This window comes from Streptomyces hygroscopicus (assembly GCF_026168105.1).
Classification (GTDB): domain Bacteria; phylum Actinomycetota; class Actinomycetes; order Streptomycetales; family Streptomycetaceae; genus Streptomyces; species Streptomyces hygroscopicus_D.
Genome location: NZ_LBMW01000002.1, coordinates 326657 through 342720 on the forward strand (window position 1 = coordinate 326657; position 16064 = coordinate 342720).

Below are 16064 nucleotides of genomic sequence, written 5' to 3' on the forward strand. Positions count from 1 at the left end.
GGTCAGTGCGCCCCGTCCTCGTGCCAGCCGAAGCTCTTCTCCACGGCCTTGCGCCAGTTGTGGTATTCGTGGTCGCGCACCGATGCCTCCATGACGGGCGTCCACTCGACGTCCTTCTGCCAGTGCGACTTCAGCTCGTCGAGGTCGTTCCACACCCCGGTCGCGAGGCCGGCCGCGTATGCGGCGCCCAGGCACGTCGTCTCGGAGACCCTCGGACGGATCACGGGCACGCCGAGCACATCCGCCTGGTGCTGCATCAGCAGATCGTTCTTGGTCATGCCGCCGTCAACCTTGAGCGTGGTGATCTGCACCCCGGAGTCCTGGTACATGGCGTCCACGACCTCGCGCGTCTGCCAGCTCGTGGCCTCGAGCACCGCCCGCGCGAGATGTGCCTTGGTGACGTACCGCGTCAGACCGGTGATCACTCCGCGCGCGTCGGAACGCCAGTACGGCGCGAACAGGCCGGAGAACGCGGGCACGATGTACGCTCCGCCGTTGTCCTCCACGCTCGCCGCCAGGGTCTCGATCTCGTCCGCCGTGCGGATGATGCCGAGCTGGTCGCGGAACCACTGCACCAGTGCACCCGTGATCGCGATCGAGCCTTCCAGACAGTAGACCGGCGCCTCACTGCCGATCTTGTAACCCATGGTCGTCAGCAGCCCGTTCTTCGACGGAACCGGCCGGTTCCCGGTGTTGAGCAGCAGGAAGCTGCCTGTGCCGTACGTGTTCTTCGCCGTGCCCACGTCGTAGCAGGCCTGTCCGAACACGGCCGCCTGCTGGTCGCCCAGCGCCGATGCGACGGGGACGCCCGCGAGCTGGCCGACGGCGGCGCCGTACACCTCGGCGGACGACCTGATCTCGGGCAGGACGGCTTCCGGGACGTTCATGGCCGAAAGGATCGAGGAATCCCACTGGAGCGTCTCCAGGTTCATCAGCATGGTGCGCCCGGCGTTGGTTACGTCGGTGACGTGCTGCCCGCCGTCCGTTCCGCCGGTCAGGTTCCAGATCAGCCAGGAGTCGATGGTGCCGAAGGCGATCTCGCCGCGCTCCGCGCGGGCCCTGAGGCCGGGCACGTTGTCGAGCAGCCAGGCCGCCTTGGGCCCGGAGAAGTAGCTCGCCAGCGGCAGTCCCGTCGGTTCACGGAAACGATCCTGCCCGTCGGAGCCCCCGAGTTCGTTGCACAGCGCGGCCGTCCGGGTGTCCTGCCAGACGATCGCGTTGTGCACGGGCTTGCCCGTGGCACGGTCCCACAGGACCGTTGTCTCCCGCTGGTTGGTGATGCCGAGCGCGCTGATCTGGTCGGCGCGCAGTCCGGCCTTGGCGATCGCGCCCGCCACGACCGCCTGCACCTTGGACCAGATCTCCGTGGCGTCGTGTTCCACCCAGCCGGGCTTGGGGAAGATCTGGCGGTGTTCGCGCTGGTCGACGGCGACGATCGCACCGTCGTGGTCGAAGATGATGCAGCGGCTGGACGTGGTGCCCTGGTCGATCGCGGCGACGTACTTCTGGGCGTTGTCCGTCATGACGTCCCCTTCGTCAAAGGGTCGGATTCGTCAAAGGTCAGAAGGCTGCTTTGTACACAAGGGCCGACAGCGCCCCGCCGATCAGCGGCCCCGCCACCGGTATCCAGGCGTAACCCCAGTCCGAGGTCCCCTTGTTGGGTATCGGCAGCAGGGAGTGGGTGATGCGGGGGCCGAGGTCGCGGGCGGGGTTGATGGCATACCCGGTCGGCCCGCCGAGGGACAGGCCGATGCCGACGACCAGCAGGGAGACGAGCAGGATTCCGATGCCGGAGCCGTACGCCGTCGTACCGGGGATCGGGCCGATGCCGGTGCCGAGGTTCTTGCCGAAGAACAGGATGGGCAGCACGAGACCGGCGGTCGCGATGATCTCGGTGATCAGGTTGGCGACCGGATTGCGGATCTCCGGGGCCGTGGAGAAGATCCCGAGCGTGGGCTGGGCGCTGTCCTCCTCGGCGTTGGCCTGGAACTGGGCGAAGTAGAGCAGCCAGGTCAGGACGGCGCCGAGGATCGCGCCCGCCATCTGCCCCAGCAGGTAGTAGGGGACGTCCCCCCACTTGGTGATGCCGGCGACGGCGAGACCGAGGGTCACCGCCGGGTTGAGATGACCGCCCGACTTCGGAGCGGCGGAGTAGGCGCCCGCCAGCACGCCGAAGCCCCAGCCGAACGCGATGACGATCCAGCCCGCGTCCTTGGCCTTGGAATGGTGGAGAGTGACGGCGGCGCAGACACCCGCGCCGAACAGGATGAGGATGGCCGTTCCGATCAACTCGCCGACGAAGATGCTTCCATGGGTCATGGCGGCTCCTAGGCCCTCGCCCGGGGCTGTCCCGCCCCGTGTCCGTCCTCCGTGCAGGGTGCGTTTCCCTTGGCGACTTCAGCCGATGGCAGGGAGGGCGCCGCGCCCCGCCCGGCGTCCGCGACGAGCGTGCCTGTGCAGCGGAATCGCCCGTGGGGGATGACCCGTCGGACCGGCGTGGGCTTCGGGGGCCCGCCATCTGAATACGCCCGAATGCGGCGATGCCGACTGACAACCGGAAGTTTTCCCCGGCTACCACGGAGCGTCAAGGTCGGCGACGGCATCGGTTGGGAGCGGTATCCCCGGTCCGGTGCGAAGGGCGGCCGAGCCGCGGAAGGCCGGGTGCGGCCGACTCAACCCCATCTCGGGCCGCCCGCCCCGGCCGGGGCCGGCGCCGAGCCGCGAAGGATCTCATGGCCGGGCAGACCGGCTCGGCCCAACACCCAACTTGCCCCGCTCAGCGCTTTCGCGGCCTGTTTGAGAGGCGCGAGGCAAGCCGCCGCCTGACGGTGATCGGTCACGCTGCCGGGTGCGCACACAACCGTGGCCAGGGACAACGTGACCATGCGCCCACCGGCCGACCAGGGCGCGTCCAGCAGCGAAACGGCCAGCGGATCGAGCCCCTCCGGGTCCGCCAGCACCAGGAAGTCGTCCCCGCCTATGTGCCCCACGCGCGTGCTCCCGGACGCGACTGCCTGCAACGCCCGTCCCACCGCGCGGATCAGTTCGTCGCCCGCGGCGAACCCCGCCCCGTCGTTGACCTGTTTGAAGTGGTCGACGTCCAGCCAGCTCAGCGCGAACATCCGACCGTCAGCGATCCGCCGGTCCACCTCACCTGTGATCGCGTCCGAACCGGGCAGCCGCGTCAGGGGATTGAGCCCCGCCGCCTCCTCGACCCGGCTCTCGGCCAGCGCCCGTACGAGATCCGCGAGGCGTACGACGCCCACGCACCGCCCATGGTGGTCGACGACCGCCACGTCGTCCGAGGTGCGGTCCCGCTCCCCGTCCGCGACCACGTCGAGCACCTCCCAGGCGGTGGCGTCGACTCCGACCGTACGGGGCGCATCACCGAGCTTCGCGGCGGGCCGGTCGGCGTACAGCGCATGGCCGTAGCGTCCCGACAACGACAGCAGGAAGCGCGAGCGGTGCACCGAACGGACCGGTGTCCCGTCCGGATCCACCAGCAGCACCCCCGACACCTCGGGTGATCCGGTGAGCAGCGCCCGCACCTGCCCGGCCGAGGCCGTGACCGGCAGCAACGCAGCGGGCCGCAGGAACTGCCGCACCGACGGCCCGATGCGCGGTGTCGCCACCACGGAAGCCGGCAGCCCCGGAATGTATACGTCCGCTGCGGGCCGCCGTGACGGCGGTGCGAACAGGTCGCCCTGCGCCAACTGCGCGCCCGCCGCCCTCACGTCCGCGCACTGCAGCTCGGTCTCCACGCCCTCCACCGAGAGCAGCGCGCCCAGTTGCTCGCACAGCGTCCGCATGGCCCGCACAGCGGCCGGCCGCGTCAGCAGGGACACGTCGAGTTTGATCAGGTCCGGCTCAAAGTCCGAGAGCAGCCGCAGGGGCAGGTCGCCGTCGCCGACGCCGTCCGCGCAGATCTGGAAGCCCTCGGCGCGCAGCACTGTGAGCGCCTCCAGCAGCGCGCGGTGCGGCACATGTGCGTACGGCGGGCAGATGTCGACCGTCACTTCCCACGGCAGGCGTCCCGCCTCGGCCACGGCCTCCCGAAGTGCGGCGAGGCCGCCGAGGTCGGCGAGGGTTCCGGCGAACACATTGACGTGCAGCGGCAGCAGCGCTTCCTTGCGCGCCGCGGCGCGGACCGCCAGCGCGGCCAGATTCCCGTCGAGTCCGGGGTCCCGGCGGGCCTGGGCGAGGACGTCGCCGGTCTCCGGGCGTGCGAGGATCTCCAGCGCCGTGACGCCTCCGGTCGTCAAGTTGACCACCGGCTGGAAGGCGAAGCGGAGAGTATCCGTCCAGGAGGGCACGGCAGCATCATGACGCCGTCGGTGCGCCCTGGGGCCCGGTTCATGACCTGTTCACACAGGATTCCCGGGCGATCACGGAGCGTGTGAACGGCCTCTGTGGGGAGAGGGGTTGACGGTCGCCGTCCGAAGGACATGGCGGCCTGCCCCCCGGCTCGCCCGCAGTCGCGAGGGCCTTCGCCGTCACCGATCACCGCACCGCGATCACGGCGGACCCATGTCCGAACAGCCCCTGGTTCGCGCTGATCCCGACCCGGGCTCCCGCCACCTGCCGGTCGCCCGCGCCGCCCCGCAACTGCCAGGTCAGCTCGCACACCTGGGCGATCGCCTGAGCCGGAACGGCCTCTCCGAAGGACGCCAGCCCGCCGCTCGCATTGACGGGTATCCGCCCGCCGAGCGTCGTGGCCCCGTCCCGCAGCAGCTTCGCCGCCTCACCCTCCCCGCACAGGCCCAGGTCCTCGTACCACTGCAACTCCAGGGCGGTGGACAGGTCGTAGACCTCGGCGAGGGAGAGGTCCTCGGGCCCGGTCCCCGCCTCGTCGTACGCGGCCCGCACGATCGACGCGCGGAACGTCTCACCCGTCGGCTCCACCGCCACGGCCGAGTCCGTGGCGATGTCGGGCAGGTCCAGAACGGTGTTGGGGTAGCGGGGCGTGATCGTCGACACCGCCCGGATCCGCACCGGATCCGTCGCTCCGTGCCGTCGCGCGAACGCCATGCTCGACAGCACGAGTGCCGCCCCGCCGTCCGAGGTCGCGCAGATGTCGAGCAGCCGGAGGGGATCGGCCACGACCGCGGAGGCGGCGACCTCCTCGGCGGTGACCCGCTTGCGATAGCGGGCGTTCGGGTTGAGGGCTCCCGCGGTCGCGTTCTTCACCTTGACGCGGGCGAAGTCGTCGACGGTGTCCCCGTGCATGGCCATCCGCCGACGTGCGTACAGCCCGAAGTACGCCGGATTCGTGGCTCCGAGCACCCGGAACCGCAGCCAGTCCGGATCGTCGGGCCGGTCCCCGCCCGCCGGGCGGAAGAACCCCTTGGGCGCCGAGTCCGCACCGATCACGAGCACCACGTCCGAGAGTCCCGCGAGGATCTGCGCCCGTGCCGTGCCGATGGCCTGAGCGCCCGACGCGCACGCCGCGTACACACTCGTGACCCGAGCCCCCTGCCAGCCGAGAGCCTTGGCGAACGTCGCTCCCGCCACGTACCCGGGATAGCCGCCCCGCACCGTGTCCGCGCCCACGATCGAGCCGATGTCCCGCCGGTCGAGCCCGGCGTCGGCGAGCGCCGCACGCGCTGCCGCCGTCCCGTACACGGCGAAGCCGCGTCCCCATTTCCCCCAGGGATGCATGCCCGCGCCGAGCACCGCCACGTCGTCCGTCATACCGCCACCCCCGTCGGCCGCCAGTGCCATGTCGTCCAGATGGTCTCCGTGTCCTCGCTCAGCACTCCGGGGACGACCTCCACCTCCATGCCCACCGCCAGATCGGCGACGGTCACCCCCGGAACCGCCTGCCCGAGCACGACGATCCGCTCTGCTTCCAGTTCCACCGCGATCAACGCGTAGGGCTCCCACGGAAGTTCCGGATTCGTCACATAGGGTGACGGAGGTCGGTACCGGGTGTCGGTGTACGACCAGATTCGTCCTCGTCCGGACAGTGACACCGCGACGAGATCCCCGCCCTCGCACCCGGGATTGCGGCAGAAGACGTCCTCCCGCGGGAAGAAGACCGACCGGCACGCCGAACAGCGCGTGCCGACGAGACGGAACTCGTCCCCCTCGCCGGTGAACCATCCGGCCACCACGGGGGTGCGGGTACGCGACATGGCCCCTCCCGGTATCTAATCTGACGACTCGTCAGAAGTGTGCCACGGGCGGCCGGAAATCGGCAGCCGTCACGGAGGGCCGCATCTGTGCTTCCCCGTCGGAACTCTTGGCTGATAAATGGAGTGGGCATGACATGTCTCTCTGTCGCGGTACGAGGTCTCGTCACCGCGTTCGCCGCACTTCTGGCCGTCGCGTCCGCTTCCGCCACCGCCCGGGCCACGCCCGAACCCAAGGCCCCCGAGGACTTCGTGGCGCTGAGATCCGTGGACCGGACGATCCTCCAGGAGATCCGCTACTTCACCCCGCACAACTTCGTCGGCGAACGCATCGATGGCTACCGCCAGCCCCTGTGCATCCTCACCCGCCCGGCCGCCGAAGCCCTACACAAGGCGCAGACGAAGCTGCTCCGCAAGGGCTACACACTCAAGGTCTACGACTGCTACCGGCCCCAGCGCGCCGTCGACCACTTCGTGCGGTGGGCAAAGGACCTCGACGACCGGAGGATGCAGACCGAGTTCTATCCGCAGGTCGACAAGACCCGCCTGTTCGCGGACGGCTACATCGCGGCGAAGTCGGGCCACAGCCGGGGCTCCACCATGGACCTGACGATCGTGCGGCTTCCGGCCGGGCCGACCCGGCCCTATGTTCCGGGCGAACCGCTCGTGCCGTGCTATGCCCCCAAGAGCGAGCGCTTCCCGGACAACTCCGTCGACATGGGGACGGGATTCGACTGCTTCGACACCCTCGCCCACACCGACGACCCCCGGATCGTCGGCGAGCAGCGTGCCGACCGGCAGCTCCTGAAGGGCACGCTCGAGGGCCTCGGTTTCGTCAACCTGGCCGAGGAGTGGTGGCACTACACCTACAAGCCGGAGCCTTACCCGGACACGTACTTCGACTTCCCGGTCTCCATGAACTCGCTCACCTCCCACCACTGAACCGCCCCGGAAGACGCCCTCCCGGTGATCGGCTACAGTCCGCCCCGTGTCCGAATCCTCGTTCCCATCCGCCGGCTCCGTGCCGGACTCCCACTGCTCCGGTTGTGGGGCGTCCTACGGAGAAGGCGTCTCCGGCTGGCCGCGCACCTGCGCCGCGTGCGGCACGGTGGCCTACCGCAATCCGCTGCCCGTAGCGGTGGCCCTCCAGCCCGTGTACGACACCAAGGGCTCGGCCCTGGTCGTCATCACCCGCACGATCCGTCCCGCACGCGGCGGCATCGCCCTGCCCGGAGGGTTCATCGACCACAGGGAGGACTGGCGGCATGCCGTCGTGCGTGAGCTGAAGGAGGAGACGGGCATCGACGCAGCCGCCCGGGACGTGCGGCTCGTCGACGCGATGAGCTCACCCGACGGTCACTTGCTGCTGTTCGGGCTCCTCCCCGAGCGTCCGGCCGCGGACCTGCCGCCGTCCGCCGGCACGGACGAGACCGAGGGCTGGCACCTGCTGCGCCGACCGGCCGAACTCGCCTTCCCGCTGCACACGCTGGCGGTGCAGGGATGGTTCGAGGGGCGCTACGTGTGAGCCGCGGGCGGGACGGCCCTTGCGCGTCCCGCCGCGCCACGGCCGGGGACGGCACCGCGTGCCGCCGCCTCACCCCGAGCCGAGGCCCCGCACACGCACCGGATACGCGGACTCGCTCCGGCCCTCGGCCCCCTCCCGCCGGACCACCACCCGCCGGCCCTTCCACCGCGTCACATACCGTTCGATCTCCGGCTCGTCCCAGCCGTCGCCCGCGTCAGGCACCACCAGCCCGCCCCCGGACCGCCCTCGCTCGGGTGCCCAGACCTCCAGCTCCAAGCCGCCGTCCTCACCCCGCACGGGCAGGACGGTGCCCGCGCGCGCGAGCACCGGAATCCGCCCCAGGGGGGCGTCGATCACCACCTGACCCGGCCCTTGGTACGCCTGCTCGGTCACCGTGTCGTACCAGCGCCCCCGCGGCAGCGGCACCGTCCGCCGGACCGCGCCGGGATCCAGCACCGGTGCCACCAGCAGGCCGTCCCCGAGCAGGAAGGTGTCCTCGCAGTCCCTCAGCGCCCGGTCCTCCGGCGCGCCCCACCACAGGGGCCGCACATAGGGCGCACCGGTGCGGCGTGCCAGATGCGCCAGTGTGACGAAGTACGGCAGCAGGCGGCGCCGTTCGACGAGCGCCACGCGCGCGTGCTCGAGGACGTCGTCGCCGAACTCCCAGGGCTCCCGGCGCCCTGCCCGGATACTCGCGTGGGTACGGAACAGCGGCAGGTACGAGGCCAGCTGGAACCAGCGCAGATACAGCTCCGGCGACGGACTTCCGTCGAAGCCGCCCACGTCCGGCCCGGAATAGGGGACCCCGCACAGACCGAGACCCACCACGAGTGACAGCGAGGCACGCAGTCCGGGCCAGCCCGTGGCCACGTCCCCGGACCAGGTCCCCCCGTAGCGCTGCATTCCCGCCCACCCCGAGCGCGAGAAGAGGAACGGCCGCTCCTCGGGGACCAGGTCGCGCAGGCCCTCGTACCCGGCACGGGCCATGCACAGCGCGTACACGTTGTGGGCCTCCCTGTGGTCACCGCCCCGCCCCTCCAGCGCGTGCCGGGCCGAACGGGGCAGGGTCTTCTCCCCGAAGGCCGTGAACGACACCGGCTCGTTCATGTCGTGCCAGAATCCCGCGAAGCCCTGCGCGAGACGTTCCTCGTAGAGTCCGCCCCACCAGGTGCGCACGCCCGCGTGCGTGAAGTCGGGGTAGACCGCCTCCCCGGGCCATACGACCCCTTCGACGAGCCGGCCCGAGGCGTTCCGCACGAACACGTCCTCGGCGCCACCGCTGTCGTACACGGAATGACCGGGCTCGGCCTTGACCGCCGGGTCCACGATCGACACCAGACGGATCCCGTCCCGGCGCAGCTCCTCGGCCAGCACCGGCAGCTTCGGAAAGCGCTCCCGGTCGACCGTGAACACCCGGTGGCCGTCGTAGTGGTCGATGTCCAGATGCACGGCGTCGAGCGGAAGACCGCGCTCCTGGTAGCCGGCGACGATCCGCCGCACCTCCTGCTCACTGCCGAAGCCCCACCGCGCATGATGGTGACCCAGCGCCCAGGCCGGCGGCAGGGCGGCAGCCCCCGTCAGGGACGCCCAGACGAGCAGCACGCGCGCGGGGGTGCCCACCATCACCCAGCAGCGCAGCGGCCCGCCGTCCATCCGCAGGTCACAGGTCCCCGGCCGGTCGTGCCCCGATCCTGCGCCCTCCTCGCCCTCGCGCAACGTCACCATGCCGTCCCACGAGGTGTCGTGGAACACCAGGTGCGTGGCAGCGTCGGCGACCACCATCTGCACCGGCATGGTGATGTACAGGGGGTCGTCACCGGGCCCGAAGGGGCGTCCAGGGTCCGTGTTCCACAGCCGGTACGTCCCGTTCCGCAACCGTGGTCCCGCTGCCCGCCCGCCGAGCCCGAAGAACCGTGCGTCCGGCAGGACTTCCGACCGCTGCATCCAGCGCGCGCCGCCCCCGTCCGCCGGCTCCCACCACCGGGGCGGCAGATCCCGGCGCAGGGTGACCCCGCCGGGCGTACGCACCTCGATCGCGCCGTGCCGCGACACCACGACCGTGACGCGCTCCGCCACGACCCGCCAGCCGCCGTCCTTGTCCGGCTCCAGCACCGCCCGCGGATCCGGCTCGGGGCCGTGGCCCGCGAGTGCGTAGGAAGGCTCCGGGCCGGCCCCGTCCCAGCCCCAGAACACGGCACCGTTCACCGCGACCGTGATCCGAAGCTCGGTCCGGGCGAAGCGTACGACCCCGCCGCCCGTTCCCGGCTCCACGTCCTGCACGGGGCCGGGCACCCGCGCCCGCTCCGCACGCCGTCGCGGCAGGCCGCTGGCGTCGGCACGCCTTCTGCGCCATGCGGCCCGCATGGTGCGCAGGCCCTGTGCCGCACCTCCCGAACCGACCGCCTTCACCGAACGCACCAGGTCACGACCGTCCATGCTGCTCACCCTGCCATTGACGTCCCCGTACGGGTGCGCCGTTCAACTGTCGTTCACCCGTGGCGAGAGAACACGTCCACGACGCCGACTATGTGTGGCACACCCTGGTGCAGAAGTCGATCACATGGCATCGTCCGTGTCAGCCGCGTACGCGCACACCCCGCTCGTGCGCGACCCACGCACACGACGCGCACAGTCCGGGAGCAGGCCCATGACCTCAGCGAACCCCACGCCACTCTGGCAGCCCGATGCCGACCGCATCGCCCGGGCCCAGATCACCAGGTTCCAGGCCTGGGCGGCCGAACACCACGGGGCCCCTTCCGAGGGCGGCTATGCGGCCCTGCACCGCTGGTCCGTGGCCGAACTGGACACCTTCTGGAAGGCCGTCACCGAGTGGTTCGACGTCCGGTTCTCCGCGCCTTACGCGCGCGTGCTCGGCAACCGCTCCATGCCGGGCGCGGAATGGTTCCCCGGGGCGACCCTGAACTACGCCGAACACGCCCTCCGGGCGGCGGCCACGCATGCCGACGAACCAGCCGTCCTGGCCCTCGACGAGACCCACGAGCCCCGCCCGGTCAGCTGGTCCGAGCTGCGCCGCCAGGTCGGCTCCCTCGCCGCCGAACTGCGCGCCCTCGGTGTACGCCCTGGAGACCGAGTCAGCGGGTACCTCCCCAACATCCCGCAGGCCGTCGTCGCCCTCCTCGCCACAGCCGCGGTCGGAGGCGTGTGGACCTCCTGCGCACCCGACTTCGGCGCCCGCAGCGTCCTGGACCGCTTCCAGCAGGTCGAGCCCGTCGTCCTGTTCACGGTCGACGGCTACCGCTACGGAGGCAAGGACCACGACCGCCGCGAGACCGTCGCCGAGCTGCGCCGCGAACTGCCCACCCTGCGCGCCGTCGTCCATATCCCGCTGCTCGGCACCGAAGCCCCCGAAGGCGCCCTGGAGTGGTCGGCCCTGACGTCGGCGGACGTCGAGCCCGTCTTCGAACAGGTCCCGTTCGACCACCCGCTGTGGGTGCTGTACTCCTCGGGCACCACCGGTCTGCCCAAGGCCATCGTCCAGTCCCAGGGCGGCATCCTGGTCGAGCACCTCAAGCAGCTCGGCCTGCACTGCGACCTCGGCCCCGGGGACCGCCTCTTCTGGTACACGTCCACCGGCTGGATGATGTGGAACTTCCTCGTCTCCGGCCTCCTGACGGGCACCACGATCGTCCTGTACGACGGCAGCCCCGGGCATCCCGGCACCGGCGCCCAGTGGCGCGTTGCCGAGCGCACCGGGGCCACGCTCTTCGGCACCTCCGCCGCGTACGTCATGGCCTGCCGCAAGGCCGGCGTGCACCCGGTGCGCGACTACGACCTCGCCCGCGTGCAGTGCGTGGCCACGACCGGCTCGCCGCTGCCGCCGGACGGCTTCGCCTGGCTCCACGACGAGGTACGCGACGACCTGTGGATCGCCTCCGTGAGCGGCGGTACGGACGTGTGCTCCTGCTTCGCCGGAGCCGTACCGACCCTCCCGGTCTGGATCGGCGAACTCCAGGCGCCCGGCCTCGGCACCGACCTGCAGTCCTGGGACCCCAGCGGCGAACCCCTGATCGACGAGGTCGGCGAGCTGGTCGTCACCAACCCGATGCCCTCCATGCCGGTCCGCTTCTGGAACGACCCCGACGGCAGCCGCTACCACGACAGCTACTTCGACATGTATCCGGGCGTTTGGCGCCACGGCGACTGGATCACCGTCACCTCCCGCGGTTCGGTGATCATCCATGGCCGTTCGGACTCCACGCTCAACCGCCAGGGCGTCCGTATGGGGTCGGCCGACATCTACGAAGCCGTCGAGCGCCTCCCCGAGATCAAGGAGTCCCTCGTCATCGGCATCGAACAGACCGACGGCGGCTACTGGATGCCCCTCTTCGTCCACCTGGCCGACGGTGTCGTCCTGGACGACACCCTCCTGAACCGCATCAAGCGGACCATCCGCGAGGAGCTCTCACCCCGTCACGTACCCGACGAGATCATCGAGGTCCCGGGCGTCCCGCACACCCTCACCGGCAAGCGCATCGAGGTCCCGGTCAAACGACTTCTTCAGGGGACCCCCTTGGAGAAGGCCGTCAATCCGGGCTCCGTCGACAACCTCGACCTGCTGCACTTCTACGAGGACCTGGCCCGCAAGCGAGCCTGACCACCGTTCGCCCCCGTCGAAGGCATTGTCAGTGGCTTCGATTACTGTGAGTGAGGAATGATCGACTGTACGTAGGGGGAAAAATGGCGCACACCGAGAACCGGGCGATCCGACGCGTCCTGCGCCGCGAAATCGCGGGCACCATCGGCCTGTTGACCGATGAACACGACTTCATCGCGATGCGGCGCTACCGCACCTTCGCCTTCGACGACCACACCGCCTACCTCCAGCAGGTCGAACACCTGCTCAAGACCCTCGCCGCCCAGGGCAGCCACACCACGGTCGCCCTCTTCGACCCACAGGAGTACGCCGACTACTGCGCCGAGGGCGGCCTGGAACCGGACGCCCCGGCCAGCCGCACCCGCTTCACGGCGGAACTGGCCGCCACCGGAGCGACCGTCCCGTACGAGGGACAGCCACTGGCCGAACTCGTCCCGGAACTGGTCGACGAAGCCGTACGTCAGGCCGCCTGGCAGTACGCGACCACGGTGCTCGCCCACCTCGGCAGCTGTGCCTCGTGCGGCGAGGACATCGGACGCGCCGCCTTCGCTCAGGCCTCCCGGCTCCTCACCCGCATCCTCGACACCGCCAGCCCCGGCCACCGGCACCTCGTGTGCAGCGTCTCGGCGGCACCCGAGACACTCGTCGCGGTCCTCCACGCCGACCAGGACCCCGACGGCACGACCCGCATCGACGAAACAGAGGCACTCGAATTCACCTCCGTCCTCGCGCTGGGTATCGCCACCCACAGCGCCGGCGGACTCGTCATGCGCACCACCGCACCCGGCACCGCGGACCGTGTCTACGGCTGGCGCCTGCGCGGAGAACGCCTGGAACCGCTCACCGCGGCAGAGGTCTTCGACGCCTACTGCACCGACATCGAGTCCGGAGACCTGGTCTCCCCGGAGTCCGACGTCGACTACTGCGCCCCACCCGACCTCGGAATCGACACCGACCCCACGGGCCACAGTCACTGAAGCCGACAGGTCACCCGCACGAAAAGGGGTGAGGGGCACCCCACCCGCAGGTGGAGTGCCCCTCACCACGACGCCCGGAGCGACGACCCGTCCCGGCTACTCGCCGGACAGCACCGCCTGAGCCGCCCGGCGCGCCTCATCGGCGGTGTCGGCGGCACGCGCGGCCGCCGCGGCACGCTCGCACTGCGCCAGCGTGTACTTCGCCAGCGTGGCGCGGACATAGGGAATCGACGCCGCGCCCATGGACAGGGAGGTGACACCCAGACCGGTCAGGACACACGCGAGCAGCGGGTCCGATGCGGCCTCACCACAGACGCCGCAGGTCTTGCCCTCGGCGCTGGCCGCCTCCGCGGACAGTGCGACCAGGTCGAGCAGCGCCGGCTGCCACGGATCCTGCAGACGCGACACCGCACCGACCTGACGGTCCGCGGCGAACGTGTACTGCGCCAGATCATTGGTGCCCAGCGAGAGGAACTCGACCTCCTGCAGGATCGCGCGCGCCCGCAGAGCCGCCGACGGAATCTCCACCATGGCACCGAACTTCGCCTGCAGCCCGGCCTCACGGCACGCGTCGGCGAACGCCTTCGCGTCGACGCGGTCGGCGACCATCGGCGCCATGACCTCGAGGTAGACCGGCAGCCCCGCCGCGGCCCTGGCGAGTGCGGTCAGCTGCGTGCGCAGCACCTCGGGGTGATCGAGCAGCGCCCGCAGACCACGCACGCCCAGCGCCGGGTTCGGCTCGTCCGACGGGGTCAGGAAGTCCAGCGGCTTGTCCGCACCGGCATCCAGCACCCGGACCACGACACGGCCCTCGGGGAAGGCCTCGAGGACCTGCCGGTACGCCTCGACCTGCTTCTCCTCGGACGGCGCGTTCTTGTTGTCGTCCAGGAACAGGAACTCCGTACGGAACAGACCGACACCTTCGGCCCCGGCCTCGACAGCGGCCGGGACATCCGCGGGACCGCCGATGTTCGCCAGCAGCGGCATCTTGTGACCGTCGGCGGTGGCACCAGGCCCGGTCGAGGCCGCGAGGGCGGCCTTGCGCTCGGCGGCCGCGGCCTCGAGCTGCGTCTGCTTCTCGTCGCTCGGGTTCACGAAGATCTCGCCGGTGCTGCCGTCGACGGCGATCACCGTGCCCTCGGCGAGCTCACCCGCGCCAGGCAGCGCCACGACGGCCGGAACACCGAGTGCCCGCGCCAGGATCGCGCTGTGGCTGGTAGGGCCGCCCTCCTCGGTGACGAAGCCGAGCACCAGGGCCGGGTCGAGCAGGGCAGTGTCCGCGGGCGCGAGGTCACGGGCGACAAGGACGTACGGCTCGTCGCTGTCCGGAACACCTGGCATGGGCACCCCGAGCAGGCGTGCGACGATACGATTCCGCACGTCGTCGAGGTCGGCCACCCGTCCGGCCAGGTACTCCCCGGCGTTCGCCAGCAGCTCACGGTATGCGGCGAACGCGTCGTAGACCGCGCGCTCCGCCGTGCTGCCGACGGCGATACGACGGTCCACATCCGCCATCAGCTCCGGGTCCTGGGCCATCAGCGCCTGAGCCTCAAGGACTGCCTGCGCCTCGCCACCCGCCAGATTGCCGCGCGCGACAAGATCGGCGGCCACAGCATCCACGGCCTGGCGGGCGCGCCCCTGTTCGCGCTCCGCGTCCTGTGCCGGAATCTGCTTCGCCGGGGGCTCGAGCACCGCCGTCCCCATGTGCCGGACCTCGCCGATCGCCACACCGTGGCTCACACCGACGCCTCGCAGCGTTGTCTCCATCTCACCCGTCTCCGAATCATGCGGCGGGTATCGCCACCGCGATGGTTGTCTGTTCTGCCGTTCCGTACGGCGCTGACATCACTGCCAGGCGAAGAGCTGGTCGCCTGCCTTCACATCGCCGTCCTCACGGAGACCGGAGAGGGAATCGGCCGTGGCCTCGAGCGCCACCACCGGGCACACCGGAGACTTCCCGGCCTGCTCGACGGCGGCAGGGTTCCAGCGCACGATGGCCTGACCTCGCGTGACGGTGTCACCCTTGTTGACGAGCAGCTCGAAGCCCTCGCCGTTGAGCTGCACGGTGTCGATGCCGAGGTGGGTCAGCACACCGTGGCCTTCACCGTCGACCACGACGAAGGCGTGCGGGTGAAGCGAAACGATGACCCCGTCCACGGGGGAGACGGCCTCGAGGGGCTCACGCGCGGGGTCGATCGCAACGCCGGGCCCGACCATCGCTCCTGAGAAGACGGGGTCGGGCACTGCGGCCAGTCCGATCGCGCGTCCTGCGAGAGGGGACGTCACGGTGGTCATGGGAAGCCTCCCAGGGGTGGAGATCCAAATGGGCCGTCACTGCCTGTCCCGGACGGCGCACTGCTGTGCAGCGTATGTCATATGAACTGCGGGTTCCGCGCGAGACGTAGCGGTTGGCGCCCCCCCCGGAGCGTCCCGTAATCGATTTGCACCTCGTCCGCGGCCCCGTGTACAGTCGTAGCCCTGCCTGAGGCCGAGTGATGCGAACAAGCGTCCTTGCCTGGCAGCACCCAACTTGTCGGATCCTCTCTCGGGGGCCCTTCTGCATGCCCGCAGAACGGTGGTCAGAGAGACGGAAAAACGCTGATAGAGTTGGGAGCACCGAAGGGAAGCGCCCGGAGGAAAGCCTGAGAGAGTCTCTCGGGTGAGTACGAAGGAAGCGTCCGTTCCTTGAGAACTCAACAGCGTGCCAAAAGTCAACGCCAGATATGTTGATACCCCGTCTCCAGCTCTGCTGGGGCGAGGTTCCTTTGAAGTAAAACACAGCGAGGACGCTGTGAACGGTCGGGACTATTCCTCCC

Annotated in this window: 12 protein-coding genes; 4 read left to right on the forward strand and 8 right to left on the reverse strand. The window is 70.4% G+C overall.

Annotation, left to right across the window (positions count from 1 at the left end; genetic code table 11):
• Positions 1-2: 2 nt before the first annotated feature.
• From glpK to AAW14_RS03845, 5 genes are all read right to left on the reverse strand, one after another.
• Positions 3-1523 (reverse strand): glycerol kinase GlpK, encoded by a 1521-nt coding sequence (gene glpK, locus AAW14_RS03825; protein WP_265559838.1) that lies wholly within the window; start codon positions 1521-1523, stop codon positions 3-5.
• Between the two features lie 37 nt (positions 1524-1560).
• The gene (locus tag AAW14_RS03830) at positions 1561-2319 is read right to left on the reverse strand and encodes an MIP/aquaporin family protein (RefSeq protein ID WP_265559840.1); all 759 of its coding nucleotides are present in this window, start codon (positions 2317-2319) and stop codon (positions 1561-1563) included.
• Between the two features lie 353 nt (positions 2320-2672).
• Positions 2673-4313: a GGDEF domain-containing protein gene (locus AAW14_RS03835; RefSeq protein ID WP_265559842.1), complete on the reverse strand. Its 1641-nt coding sequence runs from the start codon at positions 4311-4313 to the stop codon at positions 2673-2675.
• Positions 4314-4500: 187 nt separating this feature from the next.
• A complete protein-coding gene (locus AAW14_RS03840; RefSeq protein WP_265559844.1) occupies positions 4501-5691 on the reverse strand; it encodes a lipid-transfer protein in 1191 nt (396 codons plus the stop codon).
• On the reverse strand, positions 5688-6113 hold the full coding sequence (locus tag AAW14_RS03845; protein WP_265559903.1) for a Zn-ribbon domain-containing OB-fold protein: 426 nt from the start codon (positions 6111-6113) through the stop codon (positions 5688-5690). Before AAW14_RS03845 ends, AAW14_RS03840 begins: the two co-directional genes overlap by 4 nt.
• Positions 6114-6263: 150 nt before the next feature.
• On the opposite strand from AAW14_RS03845, the gene AAW14_RS03850 reads away from it, so the two are divergent.
• Positions 6264-7073: a M15 family metallopeptidase gene (locus AAW14_RS03850; RefSeq protein ID WP_265559846.1), complete on the forward strand. Its 810-nt coding sequence runs from the start codon at positions 6264-6266 to the stop codon at positions 7071-7073.
• Positions 7074-7119: 46 nt separating this feature from the next.
• The gene (locus tag AAW14_RS03855; protein WP_265559848.1) at positions 7120-7656 is read left to right on the forward strand and encodes an NUDIX domain-containing protein; all 537 of its coding nucleotides are present in this window, start codon (positions 7120-7122) and stop codon (positions 7654-7656) included.
• A gap of 69 nt (positions 7657-7725) precedes the next feature.
• Here AAW14_RS03855 and AAW14_RS03860 read toward each other — a convergent pair whose 3' ends face one another.
• Positions 7726-10092, reverse strand: a complete 2367-nt coding sequence (locus AAW14_RS03860; protein WP_265559851.1) for a TIM-barrel domain-containing protein — start codon at positions 10090-10092, stop codon at positions 7726-7728.
• A gap of 211 nt (positions 10093-10303) precedes the next feature.
• Between AAW14_RS03860 and AAW14_RS03865 the strand changes: the two genes are divergently transcribed.
• Positions 10304-12271 (forward strand): acetoacetate--CoA ligase, encoded by a 1968-nt coding sequence (locus tag AAW14_RS03865; RefSeq protein WP_265559853.1) that lies wholly within the window; start codon positions 10304-10306, stop codon positions 12269-12271.
• An 83-nt stretch (positions 12272-12354) separates the two neighbouring features.
• Complete coding sequence (locus tag AAW14_RS03870) at positions 12355-13248, forward strand: hypothetical protein (protein WP_265559854.1); 894 nt, start codon at positions 12355-12357, stop codon at positions 13246-13248.
• Positions 13249-13344: 96 nt separating this feature from the next.
• Here the strand turns inward: AAW14_RS03870 and ptsP are convergent, their stop codons facing one another.
• Together ptsP and AAW14_RS03880 are read right to left on the reverse strand one after the other, a co-directional pair.
• Positions 13345-15015, reverse strand: a complete 1671-nt coding sequence (ptsP, locus tag AAW14_RS03875) for a phosphoenolpyruvate--protein phosphotransferase (RefSeq protein ID WP_265559856.1) — start codon at positions 15013-15015, stop codon at positions 13345-13347.
• Between the two features lie 78 nt (positions 15016-15093).
• Positions 15094-15543, reverse strand: a complete 450-nt coding sequence (locus tag AAW14_RS03880) for a PTS sugar transporter subunit IIA (RefSeq protein ID WP_265559858.1) — start codon at positions 15541-15543, stop codon at positions 15094-15096.
• Positions 15544-16064: the final 521 nt, after the last annotated feature.